The sequence below is a fragment of the Blautia liquoris genome (genome assembly GCF_015159595.1).
GTDB classification, from domain to species: Bacteria; Bacillota; Clostridia; order Lachnospirales; family Lachnospiraceae; genus Novisyntrophococcus; species Novisyntrophococcus liquoris.
Genome location: NZ_CP063304.1, coordinates 622,820 through 637,981, shown reverse-complemented (window position 1 = coordinate 637,981; position 15,162 = coordinate 622,820). Strand labels below are relative to the sequence as shown.

12 protein-coding genes are annotated in these 15,162 nt (G+C 40.1%); 2 read left to right on the top strand and 10 right to left on the bottom strand.

Translation table 11 applies throughout. The features are described 5' to 3' along the window. From INP51_RS02965 to INP51_RS02955, 3 genes are all read right to left on the bottom strand, one after another. Complete coding sequence (locus tag INP51_RS02965) at positions 1–855, bottom strand: carbohydrate ABC transporter permease (protein ID WP_193736262.1); 855 nt, start codon at positions 853–855, stop codon at positions 1–3. A 13-nt stretch (positions 856–868) separates the two neighbouring features. Continuing rightward, on the bottom strand, positions 869–1,720 hold the full coding sequence (locus INP51_RS02960; RefSeq protein WP_408610543.1) for a carbohydrate ABC transporter permease: 852 nt from the start codon (positions 1,718–1,720) through the stop codon (positions 869–871). 91 nt (positions 1,721–1,811) lie between these two features. Beyond that, entirely contained in the window at positions 1,812–3,086 is a 1,275-nt protein-coding gene (locus INP51_RS02955; protein ID WP_193736260.1) for an extracellular solute-binding protein, read from the bottom strand. A gap of 189 nt (positions 3,087–3,275) precedes the next feature. On the opposite strand from INP51_RS02955, the gene INP51_RS02950 reads away from it, so the two are divergent. Together INP51_RS02950 and INP51_RS02945 are read left to right on the top strand one after the other, a co-directional pair. Beyond that, positions 3,276–5,093 (top strand): sensor histidine kinase, encoded by a 1,818-nt coding sequence (locus INP51_RS02950; RefSeq protein WP_193736259.1) that lies wholly within the window; start codon positions 3,276–3,278, stop codon positions 5,091–5,093. Further along, positions 5,090–6,691 (top strand): response regulator, encoded by a 1,602-nt coding sequence (locus INP51_RS02945; RefSeq protein WP_193736258.1) that lies wholly within the window; start codon positions 5,090–5,092, stop codon positions 6,689–6,691. Before INP51_RS02950 ends, INP51_RS02945 begins: the two co-directional genes overlap by 4 nt. 16 nt (positions 6,692–6,707) lie before the next feature. Here INP51_RS02945 and INP51_RS02940 read toward each other — a convergent pair whose 3' ends face one another. The 7 genes from INP51_RS02940 to INP51_RS02910 all read right to left on the bottom strand — a co-directional run bounded on the left by INP51_RS02940 (position 6,708) and on the right by INP51_RS02910 (position 15,149). Next, a complete protein-coding gene (locus INP51_RS02940) occupies positions 6,708–7,769 on the bottom strand; it encodes a glycoside hydrolase family 172 protein (RefSeq protein ID WP_193736257.1) in 1,062 nt (353 codons plus the stop codon). After that, a complete protein-coding gene (gene xylB, locus INP51_RS02935; protein ID WP_193736256.1) occupies positions 7,762–9,276 on the bottom strand; it encodes a xylulokinase in 1,515 nt (504 codons plus the stop codon). The genes INP51_RS02940 and xylB overlap by 8 nt, the downstream gene beginning before the upstream one ends. A 183-nt stretch (positions 9,277–9,459) precedes the next feature. Continuing rightward, the gene (locus INP51_RS02930; RefSeq protein ID WP_193736255.1) at positions 9,460–10,431 is read right to left on the bottom strand and encodes an ABC transporter ATP-binding protein; all 972 of its coding nucleotides are present in this window, start codon (positions 10,429–10,431) and stop codon (positions 9,460–9,462) included. After that, entirely contained in the window at positions 10,428–11,453 is a 1,026-nt protein-coding gene (locus tag INP51_RS02925; protein ID WP_193736254.1) for an ABC transporter ATP-binding protein, read from the bottom strand. The genes INP51_RS02930 and INP51_RS02925 overlap by 4 nt, the downstream gene beginning before the upstream one ends. A 25-nt stretch (positions 11,454–11,478) precedes the next feature. Beyond that, on the bottom strand, positions 11,479–12,408 hold the full coding sequence (locus INP51_RS02920) for an ABC transporter permease (protein WP_193736253.1): 930 nt from the start codon (positions 12,406–12,408) through the stop codon (positions 11,479–11,481). A gap of 34 nt (positions 12,409–12,442) precedes the next feature. Further along, complete coding sequence (locus INP51_RS02915; protein ID WP_193736252.1) at positions 12,443–13,390, bottom strand: ABC transporter permease; 948 nt, start codon at positions 13,388–13,390, stop codon at positions 12,443–12,445. 64 nt (positions 13,391–13,454) lie between these two features. Further along, positions 13,455–15,149 carry a peptide ABC transporter substrate-binding protein gene (locus INP51_RS02910; RefSeq protein ID WP_193736251.1) on the bottom strand — a complete coding sequence of 565 codons (1,695 nt, stop codon included), beginning with the start codon at positions 15,147–15,149 and terminating at the stop codon, positions 13,455–13,457. Positions 15,150–15,162: the final 13 nt, after the last annotated feature.

The window sequence follows — 15,162 nt, the reverse complement described above, 5'->3', positions numbered from 1 at the left end:
TTATGCTTTTACTCCACCAGCCATAATTCCTTCCATAATCTGCTTTTCAAATATAGCTACAAATATAATAATCGGCAGCAGGATAATCCATCCCATAGCACTTACAAGATCCCATGGTACACCATACATATTATCACGCAATGGCAACTGTACAATAGAAACTGAAAGAACCTGTATTCCGTTTGAATAGTAAAGCGGTGTAAAAAAGTTATTCAGACATGTGATGAAGTTAATAATACATACAGTTGCAATCGCTGGTTTCATGAGAGGAAGCACAATCCGGAAAAGCCTCTGTGAAAATGATGCCCCATCAATCGCTGCTGCCTCTTCAAGTGAAACTGGTATTTCCCCGACAAAGTTTCTCAATATCAGAACAGTAAAGGGAATAACAGCGCTGATATATAGAATAATCAAACCGGGATATGTATCATATAACCCTACCTTTTGCATAAACTCGTAAAGCGGTCTTGCAGTGACAACTTCAGGAATCAGCATTGTAGCAATAATAAACCCAAACATAAGATTAATTCCCTTAGAGTGAAATCTGGAGAATCCATATGCTGCCATTACACATATTACGGTGCCTATTAGCAGTGTAACACCAATAATAAGAATTGTGTTGCCTATTTTAGAAATAAGGCCTACATTTTCAACAAGAAATTTGTAGCTGTCCAAAGATGGATTGTCAGGAAGATAATCTATAGGCATTTGAAACAATTCCCCCGGAGGGGTTATAGAAGAGATGAATATCCAATAAACAGGAAAAAGAATCAGAAATGCTACTAATGCAAAGAGAACCCATCTTCCCGCAGAAACAAGTCCTCTGTAAATTTTATATTTCTTTGATTCGTTCATAAAGTTCTCCTTCCTAACTATCCACCTTACTCATGACCTTCATATTGAGAAAACTAAAAGCAGCCATGACGATAAATAACATCACTGCAAGTGTTGATGCGTATCCGACATTCAGGTTAGTAAAAGCTTCCGTCGTAATACGATATGCAATCAACGAGGTATCCTCACCTGGTCCGCCTGATGTCATTGAATATACAAGATCAAACGTGGTCAGTCTCCACAAAGTAAAGGGGATGCACAAAGTCATTACGTTTTTTGTGATGAGAGGAAGTGTAATTCTAAAGAAACTTTGCACTCCATTTGCACCATCTACCCTTGCAGCTTCATAAATATCTCCGGATATAAACTGCAGTCCTGACAACACAAGTATCGCAAAAAAAGGAAGATCCTTCCATAAGTCCATGATGATTACCGATGCTCTGGCTGATCCCGTATTGATCAGCCAGTTGTATTGAAACGAAGGTACAAATCGCCGTATAAAATCATTTACAAGTCCATAATCATTGTTAAATCCCCATTTTGCAGCCATACCTACAACAACAGCCGGCATTGCCCAAGGAATCAGTACAATGGTACGAAGAAATCGCTGGCCTTTAAATTTCATGTTCAATATTAAAGCCAGCGCTACTCCTAAAACAACATGAAAAATCATAGAGACTACAACAAACATCAAAGTAAAACTAATCGACGTAATAATCTTAGGGTCGTTAAAGACATTGATATAATTACTCAATCCTACAAATTCTTTTACACCAGATAGAACCTTGATATCAAACAGGCTGTTTTTTAAGGTTGCAAGTATCGGATATAGGGTTGTGAATCCACGAATCAAGACTACGGGAAGTATCAGAATCCATGGAATCATCCATTTTGTAGACTTCTGTTTTGTGTTCAAAAAGTGCCTCCTTTTCGCTTAGCAGATGACACTGCAGATAATTCCTGCAGTGTCTCGTAGTTTATTTACCATATTTTTCTACCATCTCCGCTGCTTTATTGCAGAACTCATCAACTGTAATTTCGTCTTTCATGCAAGACTGAAAGATAGTGCCCATGTCAGTTATAAATTCCATGGTCTGCGGCAGCATCGGACGTCCTTTTACATCACATTCTGTTGCATACTCACTGTACATCTTTTTTGCCGGATCTGAATCAGGCACTACTTTTTCCGCTACATCCGCACGGGCAGGATAACGATCAAATGCTTTATAAGAAGCCTCCATTCCACCTTCTTCCGTCATATATTTCATGAATTTCAATGAAGCATCTTTATTCTTTGAGGCTTTGTTCAGTACATAGCTCCAGGAATCTGTAAAGATACTTCTCTTTCCCTCACCACTAAAATCAGGTACCATTGCCATATGAATCTTATCCGCTCCAAGCATACCAGCTTTCTCATAATCAGTTCCTAATCCCCACATAAACCAGGATCCGTATTTTCCATCATTTGCTTTTGGATTCATCTGTTCATACTTATCTGCTATTTGATCAATTGGTGTTTCTCCCTCTTTTACCATGTCATGTAAAAATTGTATTGCTTCTTTATTTTTGGGGTTCTTCCAGTCCAGATAATCTCCTCCAAACATATTGACAAATTGTGCAATTTCATTATGAGAATATGTCTTCTCCCAAGATCCTCCATATCCATATCTTCCATTACCAGAAACGGCTTTCATATATTTCATAAAATCATCTTTCGTATCAATAGACTTTATGCCAACCTCATCCATGATCTTCTGATTTACCCAGAAAGCCAGATAACCAATATAACCCGGAACACCTATAACATTGCCATCCTTATCTGTAATCATATCTTTCAGATATCCTTGTGGAAACTGACCCCTTATATCATCTGTCATAACCTTATCATTTAAACCCTCAAGCCATCCAGAGTTTTTAAATGACGCGCTCATTTCATCATTAATTTCAATAACATCGACACTTGAATCGCCTGTAGACAGAACTGTTGTAATCTTTTGCTGCCGAGTGTCTGAATCGGTTGGGGCAGCGATGACATTAATTTTTAGCCCGGTTGCATCTTCTACATTCTTTAACCAGTCATCAAAATCCGGGTCCGTGGTATTAATACTGTAAAGAGTCAAATCATACGCCCCTTTTTTGTTGCCTCCACCTGACGATGCATTCCCGGAATCCTTGGAACCCCCTCCACATCCGGTCAGTAAACTTGTGAGCATCAACATGCTAAGCAGTACACTTATCATTCTCTTTTTCATAACTTTACCTTTCCGGCACTCCTCTCTTAGAATGCCATGTTTTATTTACTTCCCCAAGAATAACAAAGAATTGTATTAGACAAAATACAATTTCTTTCGATTCGTTTATATTATTTTTGTATGTATTGAATTGCACAGATGTTTTCCCTATACTGAAATGCAGAGCAAAACTTCAAGGAGGGTAATCGAATGGCGATAAAAGTTCTCATCATTCATATTAGGAAACTATTTTCGGGGTTTCAGACAAAATTGCTGCTGTCTTTTTTCTTATGTACGTTACTGCCTCTTACTATCATCGCCCTTATCTTTTATCATGTAACGCAAAGTATCGCGGAGGACAAAATTATGGACAGTGCAATCCTCTCTTCTGATCAGCTAAATACACAGATCAATGACAGAATCCAGCAAGCTGAAAATGTAGCGGATTCAATACAGTATGACATGTATTCGCTTACTCTTGAAGACAGATCTATGGACGAGACCTTATTATCACTAAATAATGTAAGAAACGATATCTCCTTGTTTACATCGACCTTTAATTTCTACCATATTTACGTATTCCTGCCTGATAATATGTTAGGTGCTCATGAAGGTCTTAATCTACTTCCCTTGTCTCAGATATATGATTTTGCACCTGCTGACACACGGAAAAACATTCAGGGAACGGCTTCCACATGGTTTTACAAACCAGGCATGAAACTCCCCTTCATTGTCTCTGAAGATCAGTCGCCACAAGATGTTATCGTTTGTGGAAGATTCCTCCAAAACCAGACAAATGGCGATATTGAATACAGTTATATGATCTTTTTAAAGACAGATGAATTCTCCAGGTCATTATCGGACACATACAAAAACTCAGAGATCTCAAGTTACCTGATATCAAACACGGGACTGATAACTGCGCATACGAACAAGCATCTTGTAGGGACATATTTGCCCCGGGAAGAACTCTCACTTCTGCAAAGCCACAAGAAAGAAACAAATTTTCATGAGCACGGCAAACATTACCATGTAATGGAATTAGATAATGGCTGGTATCATATGACAGAAATACCTGACCATTACCTGAAAGCCAATACCCATATATTACTGCGGACAATTATTATTACCTTGCTCATCGCCCTTCCCATTACTATTTTAATTATTATAAGCATGTCACAAAACCTTACGAAAAGACTGCGTATCTTATCCTTTGCCATGAAAAATTTCAGCCTGGGTAATTCCTTAGATCTTGCATCCTACAACCTGATCCCTACCTCTGCAGACTCTCGGGCATACGATGAAATTGATGAACTGATCATTACGTTTGACAAGATGCAGAGTTCTCTGAATGAGAATATGCAGTCAATTCTGGATTTGTCTTTATCGGAGGAAAAGCTGAAATATCAATTGCTGCAGTCCCAGATTAACCCTCATTTTTTATATAATATTTTAGGATCCGTCAAAACCTGCATGACATTAGGCAGAATTGACACTGCGAATCAGATGATTACAGATCTGACACGCTTTTATCGTCTACTCCTAAGGAATAACAGTGATCTGGTTTCAATAAAGGATGAACTTGAAATCTGTCGTTTATATCTTGATTTGGAAAAACTATGTCATAATGATACTCTCACATGGGATATTTATAAAGAAGACGGAATTGAGAATTTCATGATGTGCCGCTTTACGCTTCAACCTTTCCTGGAAAACAGTATTCATCATGGCATTTCCCGAATATCATCCCACATACATATTAATGTGTCCGTATGTTATGGCGATGATACAGTAATTATCACAATTACAGACAACGGATGTGGCATGACTGTAAAGCAGCTGAATGATCTGAAGAAGACACTTAAGGATAAAAAAATTGACTATGAAAAGCATTATGGAATAGGAAATGTCAATCAGAGAATTTCAAGTCCCTCCTTTGGGAACGGTAATATTCAGATTGAGAGCAGTATTGGAAAAGGCACAAGAATTACGATTTTATTTGACCAGATGGAGGAGAAAGACCCATGAAAAAAGTTATGATTGTTGATGATAACTCTATTTCCAGTGAGGGAATTGCCAGAAATATTGACTGGAACTCTATGGATGCCCAGGTAATACATATTGAATCCAGTGGAGCTGCCGCTATCACATCAATGAAAGCGGAACCCGTCGACTTAATTATATCTGACATCGAAATGCCTGATCTTGATGGAATCTCCATGAGCAGCCTTGCTGTCTCCATCAATCCATCGGTGAAAATAATTCTGATCAGTGCCTATGATAAGTTCGAGTACGCAAAACGGGCAATTCGTCTGGGTGTATGTGATTATATTGAAAAGCCAATTGACTATGATTACTTAACTGAAAAAACTAAACACGCTCTGCTATCCATCGATCAGGAAAATCACAACAGAGAGCTCATCGAACAGAGCCGTCCTCTTATGATCGAGAAATTTTTTCTGGATCTTATGACATATAAGGGCAAAGATGCCGAATCTTACCTTGGACGATACCCTGTATTCTTAAATCTAGATTTAAACTTTGACTATTTTAACGTAGTAAAAGTCAATTTTGGAAATTCAAGAGAACTAGAGGAACAACTTGGAATCACAAGATATCAGATGGAGGTCCTTCACGTTATAGATCTTCTTCGGGATAGGTATGGGATCTTTGACCGGATGTTTTTTGTAAAAGAGCTTAATGATATTATCATGATTCTGGCACAAAATACGAAAAACCCCAATCACTTTCTTCAGTCCACACATAAAGTGCTTTCTTCCTTATTAGAAGACTATCCCAGTAATTTATTGAAGATGAATATTGGTATAGGAAGCATTGTGAACGATATTTGGGATCTCCATATCTCTTATGAAAATGCTGCTCATGCATTAAAATATCATTTTTTCTTTCCACATCAGAATATCTTTGATGCAAAAGAAGCTTTGGGACAAGATTTCAGTCTTTTATCATTCTCCGACTCCAGTGAGGAAGAGTTTATCAGCCTGCTGTGTCAAAAAGATCTTCTGGCAATAGAGAAATGGCTTCATACATTTTTTCTGGAACAAACGCAGAAGTATCCAACAAAAAATATGATGTTTATCCGAATCTATTCTCTTCTTGGAAGAATCTTGAAGTTCTTATATGAGCTGAATATCGATACTTCCGATCTCGAAAGTGAAATCATAGAAGCATACACACATTTTGATTCTTTTCAGACTTATGAACAGTTCTATGAATGGATGAATCAGTTATGTGTTCATGTATGTAAAAAAATGGATACATCTCTTGATACATATCATAATCAGGTATGTGAACTGGCCCATATCTATATTTCCGAGAATTACGATGACAGTTCCCTTTCTCTCAATGATATCGCCAGACATGTTAATGTCAGTCCTTCCTACATGAGTGCACTCTATAAAAAGGTCAGAAAGATCAGTATTAGCGACACCATCACAAGCTATAGAATTGACAAGGCTTGTAAATATCTTGTCAATTCCAATATTTCATTAAAGGAAATCAGTAGCAGATGTGGGTATGCCAATCAATATTACTTCAGTAACAGCTTTAAAAAAAAGATAGGGGTATCTCCTTCCGCTTACAGAGAGAAAAATGGCGGGGAATAGTCAATCCCCGTCGCTCTCAGCGATCCATTCGCTGCTCTGCAGACGGCAAGCGCTTATAGGGTCTATGTGGCTCACATTGATACCAGTACGCAACGGAAGCAATATCTTCATCTAGTGGTCTATATCCTTGTCTATCCCATAAACCAATTGTATCCACCGTAACCCGAAGTTTATGTCGAAATCCGATATTATCATAGATATGCCATCGATATAAGCTGTATTTTCTGACGCTGTCTGCCCCGCCGGTAACTGCAAGCGGCATGCCCATATAAGGTGCTGAAAATGTCTGTTCTTCATTCCAGCATAGATCTGAATTAAATGGGGAAAACCCAAACGATCCTCCAAAATAGTCTTCCGTTCCGTTATCTGCCATACTCGGATAAAATCCGTCATCGTCTATATAGAATTTTACCTCCCCTTCCCCCCACCAATCACTATGCAAGGCATTCCAGGCAAGGTAAGTGCCAACGTAACAGCCTTCACCCTCCACGTGATCCAATATTGTATATATCGGCTTCTCGAAACTGGTGTTCTCCCGATGATAAGAAGCATGAAAATACATCATGTGATCGGGGATATCATAAAGTTGGTACATCACCCGGTAAGCAATGCAGGAGATTTTTTCTGTACCCCCATGTGTCAGAGTGATCGTTGCATGTTTTTTAAAAGGCATCTGCCAATAGCAGCTATACGCATTGCGAGGCAGCGCCATGATAACTGCTGAATGGATTTCATGTTTATATGCATCAAACCCATTAGCAAAAAACATCCCAACTGGTGTTTCCACAGATGGATTTTCTTCATTGTCCCAATAAATACGCAGCACTAATTCACTTAATTCCACATGATCACAGGTAAAGAAAATTTCTGTGATACATCCAGGTCCTTCCATATCTGCTAAAATCTTTGTCTCGCCAGAACTTAGCTGTAAGAACGGATGAACTTTTAGATTCTTACCCCCATCTAATGTTTCATTTGCATTTTTCCATCTGCATGCATTTCCCGGATTCCCAGTGGGATTCTCAGCGGATATCTGTCTTGTAATTCTTCCTCCTATATATGGCAGCTGCTCAAGCATCCTGATCTCTCCTTTGAATTTGTGACAATTTTTCCAGTCCCATCTTATTTGCGGTATAACTTTCTTTGAATATCTGATACAATTCTTCATATTGTTTTATTCGCTCTACATCTGGAACAACTGGATCTGGCTGATAAGATACTACCTCTTTACATCCCTCTTTTAGGTTTCGGTAAACACCAGCCCCCACCCCAGCTGTGATGGCAGCTCCAACTGCTGCATTTTCCTCCACTTTTGATATATAAAGTGGCTTGCCAAGAATATCTGCTAAAATTTCCATCCAGATGTTACTTTGCGTCCCTCCTCCTGATGCGATCCATAGTGTTGGATCTGGTGTTATCTGCAGACATGTTTCCATTGCTTCTCTTAAAGCGAATGCCACCCCTTCCATTACAGATCGTACAAAATCGTTTGTCCCTGTTTTCGTATTCAAACCTAAAATTCCCCCACGAAGCATAGGGTTCATATGTGGAGTTCTCTCTCCATTCAGATAGGGGAGAAAAAGAATGCCACCACTCCCGGCCGGGGCAAGTTCCGCTCTTCTGCTAAGTTCTGCAAAATCGTTTACTTCCAGAACACTTCCCGCCCATTTTAAACTTAGTCCTGCGGACAGGATTGCGCCCATAGAAAACCATGTATTTTCCTGTGCTCCACAAAAAGTATGCATATTATAATTCGGATTCCCAACAGGGCAGTCTGTTGGAATAAAAATCTGGCCACTACTTCCAATCGTCACTGTAGCCTTACCAGGTTCCACTACTCCATTCCCCAGTGCCTGCATAACCTGATCTCCTCCTCCGACGCAAACAACCGTTTTTTTCGAAATTCCAGTTTCTTCTCCTGCTGCTTCCAATACCTTTCCAACAGAAATTATTGACTCTTGAACCGGTGCCATGCGCAAATCAGACAGACCGATACACTCCAAAGCTTTCTTCCACCAGCGATTTTCTTTGATATCATAAAGAAGTGTAGCAGAAGCATCTGAGTAGTCTGTACAGATGACGCCCGTCAACCTGAACAGTAAGTAATCTTTAGGTGAAAGAATATATCGGATTTTTCGAAACTGTCTGACTTCATTCTTCTTCATCCAGTATAAAGATGTAATCTGAGAACCAGTGAAAAGTGGATTCATGAGATGCTCCTGAATGTTTTTCATTCCCAACAATTCATATAACTCCTTTACTTCATCACCGGATCTTGCATCATTATGTAAAATCGCCGGACGAATTAGTTCTTTCTTATTGTCCAGTAATACAAGTCCATGCATCTGTCCTGAAAAACCAAGTGACGCTATCTCATCCGAATTTATTCCGGACTTGTATAGACAATCCCTGATTGTCTGCACACAAGCCTGCCACCATATCTTGGGATCCTGTTCCATATATCCGGGCATTGGTGACTGGACATCATATCTGCATTTTGACAGTGCAATAATCTTTCCGTTTCTTTCCATAATCAAAGTCTTTAGACTTGACGTTCCCAGATCAATTCCCATTAAATAGTCCATAGATTTGCCCTTTCTGATATTCATATATATAGGATAACAGAAAGGGCAAAAGGTTCAATATAATATTTTGTTATTTGTTTATAGAATTTTCAAATCGGAACACTTTAGCGTCTAAACCATGGCTTCAGACAAAAAAACCATGATTTTATTGTCATGGCTTTCTTATGATTTCTATATTCTAAATTACGTTTCACCATTTATTACATGGCACGCGACAAAATGTCCTTTTTCAACTTCTTTTAGTACTGGTGTAACGCTTCTGCAGGTTTCCGTAGCATATTTGCACCTTCCATTAAATCGACATCCAGGTCCGCAGTCTATCGGACTTCCGACTTCACCCTCCAGTGGAAGAACCGTCTTAGTTTTCTCAATATCAGGATCCGGAATTGGTATTGCTGAAAGCAGAGCCTGCGTATAAAAGTGTATCGGCTTATCATAGAGTTCCTGACTTGGAGCCAGTTCTACCAATTGACCCATATACATAACCCCTACACGATCAGAAATATGACGAACCATAGACAAATCGTGGGCAATAAATAAATATGTAAGACCTAATTCCTCCTGAAGGCGCATCAGGAGATTGACAACCTGGGCCTGTATGGATACATCCAGTGCAGATATAGGCTCATCGCATACGATAAATTCAGGTTTGACAGCTAATGCACGGGCAATACCGATTCTCTGCCTCTGACCACCAGAAAACTCATGTGGAAAGCGATTCGCATGCTCTTTGTTTAATCCAACCATTTCCAACAATTCCTGTACTCTGGCATGTCCCCCTGGTAAATGGTGGTTTTCCATTCCTTCTGATATAATATCGCCTACCGTCATACGAGGATTTAATGATGAATAGGGGTCCTGAAAGATCATCTGTACATCTTTCTTGAATTTCAGAAGATCTTTTTTATCTTTTAGCTGGCTGATGTCCTTGCCTTTATAATGAATGGTTCCGCCGGTGGCCGGATACAGGCCTAATATTGTTCTTCCGCACGTTGTTTTCCCACATCCCGACTCACCTACCAGTCCCATAGTTTCTCCTGGATAGATCTCAAATGATACATCATCGACGGCTTTAAGTACTTTTTTTCTTTGAAGCGGAAAGTATTTTTTCAAATGGGTGACTTTTATAAGCGGCTCTCTTGTCTCCGTGTTCATTCCATCATCACACTCCTTGCATCGTCAAATTTATAAATCTTTTTAGCCATCGGATCCTGAAGCCAGCACCTCGCGATATGCCCAACCGATATTTCTGTTCTCTCCGGTTCATATTCCTGACAAACTTGCATACAGCATTTACATCGTGGTGCAAATGCACAACCTTTCGGCGGTGAAATTAAATCAGGAGGTGTTCCCTTAATTACGTGCAATTCTGCCTTATTCTCCAGCTCAGGGTTGGGAACCGCATTTAGCAGAGCATAAGTATAAGGATGCTGAGGATTTTTAAAAATATCCCTCACCGATCCCTCTTCAACTATTTCTCCCGCATACATAACGGCTATACGATCAGCCATGCCGGCAACAACACCCAGATCATGTGTAATCATGATAATAGAGGAATGATTCGATTTCTGAATATCTTTGAGAAGCTTTAAAATCTGTGCCTGTATCGTTACATCGAGGGCTGTGGTCGGCTCGTCCGCTACCATAATATTCGGATTGCATGACAGCGCAATGGCAATCATCACCCGCTGACGCATACCGCCGGAGAATTCATGAGGATACTGGTCAAGACGCTCTTCCGGATTCGGTATATTGACCTTCTTCAGAAGCTCTATTGTTTTCTTTTTCGCCTCCTGCTTGCTGATCTTCTGATGCTTTCTGATACCCTCCTGAATCTGTTTTCCTACCTTCATTGTAGGGTTTAAAGAGGTCATGGGATCCTGAAAGATCATTCCCGCCTCTTTCCCCCGATAATCCTGCCATTTCTTCTTGGAATATTTTAATATATTCTTGCCCTTATACAAGATTTCGCTTTCCTTTTTCACCTCTCCCGGAGGGGTGGCAATTAACCCCATAATTGCTTTTGATGTTACTGTCTTCCCACATCCCGATTCACCTACTATTGCAAGTGTTTCTTCTTCATCTAAATACAATGACACACCACGAACAGCTTGAACTTCACCCGCATAGGTATGAAAGGAAACGTTTAAATTATTGACTTCTAATAAATGACTCATCTTTATCTTATTTCCTCCTGGTATGTTATTGACGTAATTTGGGATCAAATGCATCTCGCAGCCCATCCCCAAGTAAATTAAACGCCAGCATCGTCAGCGATATCGCCAATGCCGGAAAGAGTAATTCATGTGGGTAATAGGACATCTGCTGCTGACCAAGCGCTGCCATCGCTCCCCAACTCGTATTCGGAGGCTGTATTCCCATTCCTATAAAGCTTAAGAATGACTCTGCGAATATGAAACTGGGTATAGAAAATGTTGTATCTACGATTATTACACTCAAGGTATTCGGTAATAAATGCTTGAAAATGATTTTATAAGTTGGCGTCCCTAATGCTTTCGCCGCCAGTATGTATTCACTCTCCATCAAATTAAGAATCTGCCCCCTCACCAACCGGGCCAGTCCGGTCCAGCTCGTAAGACATAAGGCTAAAATCAACGATCCCATACCTTTTCCAAGCACAATACTCACCAGTATTACTACGATCATGTATGGAATTCCAACCAGAACCTCCACGATTCTCATCATAATATTATCTACAGTTCCGCCAAAATACCCACTGATTCCGCCATATATTACACCGACAACCAGAGAGACCACCGCCCCAACGAGACCAATTGCAAGTGATACACGCCCTCCTACCCACACACGTGCGAAGATATCTCGTCCAAGATCGTCCAGACCAAAGATATGCTGAGCCGTTGGGCCTTGATTCGTATTCTCAATAATTTGTTCATCATATGCATGTGGATAAATATATGGCGCAAATATGCACATCAATACCATAAATATTAAGAAGCACATGCTGAACAAAGCAACTTTATTTTGTTTTAAACGCCTCCATGCATCCTGCCAATACGATATACTTGGCCTGACCACACTTTCTGATTTATGTTCATTCGTCCCGACTCGACGAAACATATCTTCTGTCAGAGTCACTTTTTGACTATCCATATCCTATTCCTTTCTGCCATCTTGCTTTTTATTGTCATTTAATCAAATTCCGTCTTACTCTCGGATCAACTAACGCATATAATATATCCATCACAACAATAGAAACAATAAATATAGCTGAAAAGAATATCGTGGTTGCCATAATCATCGGATAATCTCTCCCGTTTACGCTGTCCACATAATACCTTCCAAGTCCCGGTATCGAAAAAATTCTTTCAATTACAAATGATCCGGTTACAATCCCGGCCACCTGAGGAGCAACGATTGATATGATTGGTGTAATGCTATTTCTTAAAACATGCCTGCGTAAAATCTCACCTTCTGATAAGCCCTTCGATCTTGCCGTCAAAATATAATCATTACTCAGGACATCCAGGACAGAAGAACGCATAAATCTTGAATAGGTTGCCATTCCGCCTATCGCAGCGGATAATGTCGGAAGTGCTGTAACTCTAAACTGTTCTGGCAATCCCATTCCCTTTGTAACCCAGCCGACAATCGGAAAGAAACTCCCCCCGAGACTCTTTTGCAGTAAAGCGGCAAATACAAAACTTGGAACTGATACACCCACAATTGCTAGGAAGATAGCCAGAAAATCGACCCATGTATTTCTCCGAAGTGCTGCCAGAATTCCTATGAGCAACCCCAGTACCAGCCCAACAATTACCGCCTGTAACCCCAGCCTCAAAGAAGCCGGAAGTCTGCTTGCAATGACCTCATTGGCAGTTAATCCGGGTGTTGTATAGGATTCCCCTAAATCGCCTTTAAGGAAATTCTTTATATACCGCGCATAGCGTTCCGTGATTGGCTTATCTAATCCCCACTTTTTCTCCAGATTTTTCGCCACTGCCTCCGGGAGAACCTTTGTGCCATTTTGCATAGGATCTCCCGGAATCATATTCATCATAAAAAAAGTAGCTGTCATAATAATCCAAAGCGTGACTATCATGTACAGTAATTTCTTTAATATGTACTTAACCATCCTAATCTCCTTAAATTTGTCAGAGGCAGAGAACCATTTCTCCGCCTCAAGATTAATTGATTATTTACTCCATATATGCATTTTTCAGTTCAATCAGGGGTCCACCCGATCCATTAATTCCATAGTCTTTGAGATTCTTGTTAATCAGGTTTTCCTGAAAACTATAGCTAAGTGGTGCAATCCCCGCATCCTCGTTAATCAAAATGTTCTCAGCTTTTGCGAATTTTTCCTGTCTCGTCTTCATATCTTGTTCGGACTTAGCTTCGTTGACCAGTTTGTCATATTCACTATTGGAGAAAAACGCCGGATTATTACCATCTCCGGTGAGATAGCACTGCATAAAGGTCATAGGATCATTGTAATCCGCACCCCAGCCAGTGTTACAAATCTGATACATTCCCTTTGAAACCGTATTGTTGAATGTTGAATTATCCGCTGCTGTATCAATTTTTACCGTAATTCCAAATTTCTCCTGCCATTGTCTCTGGAAAAATTCAGAATTTAATTTCGTATCATTATTGGCATTGCTTTGCAGGAAAGTAACAGTAATCTCGTCTCTGGTTTTTCCAATTTCCTTTAATCCCTCTTCAAATAGGGCGACGGGGTCCTCATCTTTCGATTTCAGCAATGGATCTTCTATCTCTTCCCGATACATGCTTTCTTCATTGTTAATTCCATAAGGAACTAATCCATAAGCCGGTTTATTCTTTTTCTGTACATTTTTCAGAAAACTTTCCCTGTCGATTGCCAGTGAAAATGCTTTTCTGATTTTAGCATTCGAAAAAACACCATCCGGATCATTATTATTAAAACAGATATAAGAAGAACTTGGATTTGCGTTCTCCTCGAACACTACTTCCTTTGAGTCAATTTTATCTTGCATCTTTTTACGGTATTCAGAGTTGATTCCCGTTAACATATCAAGATTACCTTCTTCAAACATCTGCTGTCTTGTATTTTCTTCCTGCGCAAGAATCAAATTAACGGTATCCAATTTAACATTCTCTGCATCCCAGTAATTTTCATTTTTCTTAAGTACGATCTGGCTTCCTCTTGTCCAGCTTTCTATTGCAAAGGGGCCAGAGTACATCATTCCTTCTGCATTTGAACCATATGTAAGATTATCTTCGCCAGTTGTTTTATCAGCCGGTACCGGAGTGAGGTTTGCACAATTAGCCATCAAAAGAAAATATGGAAGCGCTTCATTCAGATGAATCTCCAATGTCTGATCATCCGGAGCTTTTATGCCCACATCTTCCCTCTTGCCATTTCCTGTATTATAAGCCTCTCCTCCCTCAATGCAATAAAACATTCCGGCATTATGGCATCCTACCTCCGGATCAAAGGTTCTCAGCATACAGTTGACATAATCATCCGCCTTCACAGGTGTACCATCCGAATATTTGTTATCCTGCAGATGGAATGTCCAGACAAGACCGTCATCTGAAGTTTCCCATGACTTTGCACCGCCCGGTGTGATCTTTCCATCCTTCATACGTATTAAAGTTTCCTGGACTTCCAGCGTAATCTGATTTTTCTGTGCGTCATCCGAACGGGTTGGGTCCAGAATGTCCGGATCCGTAGTCATGGCAATATTTACCACCTGCTTACCATCTCCCGGATTTTTTCCCTCCTGCTGAGATACAGACGACCCGTTCTCCTTATTTCCTCCTGAACCGCCGCAGGCTGCCATACTAAATGCCATGATGCAAGACAGAGTGCATGCAGCTGCCTTTTTTAGATACCTCCGTTGAAACATAGACTTCTCCTTC

What these genes read in the sequence shown, in the direction of transcription:
- INP51_RS02965 (WP_193736262.1), bottom strand. Translation starts at nt 855, where the DNA reads ATGAACGAATCAAAGAAATATAAAATTTACAGAGGACTTGTTTCTGCG.
- INP51_RS02960 (WP_408610543.1), bottom strand. Translation starts at nt 1,720, where the DNA reads ATGATTCCATGGATTCTGATACTTCCCGTAGTCTTGATTCGTGGATTC.
- INP51_RS02955 (WP_193736260.1), bottom strand. Translation starts at nt 3,086, where the DNA reads ATGAAAAAGAGAATGATAAGTGTACTGCTTAGCATGTTGATGCTCACA.
- INP51_RS02950 (WP_193736259.1), top strand. Translation starts at nt 3,276, where the DNA reads ATGGCGATAAAAGTTCTCATCATTCATATTAGGAAACTATTTTCGGGG.
- INP51_RS02945 (WP_193736258.1), top strand. Translation starts at nt 5,090, where the DNA reads ATGAAAAAAGTTATGATTGTTGATGATAACTCTATTTCCAGTGAGGGA.
- INP51_RS02940 (WP_193736257.1), bottom strand. Translation starts at nt 7,769, where the DNA reads ATGCTTGAGCAGCTGCCATATATAGGAGGAAGAATTACAAGACAGATA.
- xylB (WP_193736256.1), bottom strand. Translation starts at nt 9,276, where the DNA reads ATGGACTATTTAATGGGAATTGATCTGGGAACGTCAAGTCTAAAGACT.
- INP51_RS02930 (WP_193736255.1), bottom strand. Translation starts at nt 10,431, where the DNA reads ATGAACACGGAGACAAGAGAGCCGCTTATAAAAGTCACCCATTTGAAA.
- INP51_RS02925 (WP_193736254.1), bottom strand. Translation starts at nt 11,453, where the DNA reads ATGAGTCATTTATTAGAAGTCAATAATTTAAACGTTTCCTTTCATACC.
- INP51_RS02920 (WP_193736253.1), bottom strand. Translation starts at nt 12,408, where the DNA reads ATGGATAGTCAAAAAGTGACTCTGACAGAAGATATGTTTCGTCGAGTC.
- INP51_RS02915 (WP_193736252.1), bottom strand. Translation starts at nt 13,390, where the DNA reads ATGGTTAAGTACATATTAAAGAAATTACTGTACATGATAGTCACGCTT.
- INP51_RS02910 (WP_193736251.1), bottom strand. Translation starts at nt 15,149, where the DNA reads ATGTTTCAACGGAGGTATCTAAAAAAGGCAGCTGCATGCACTCTGTCT.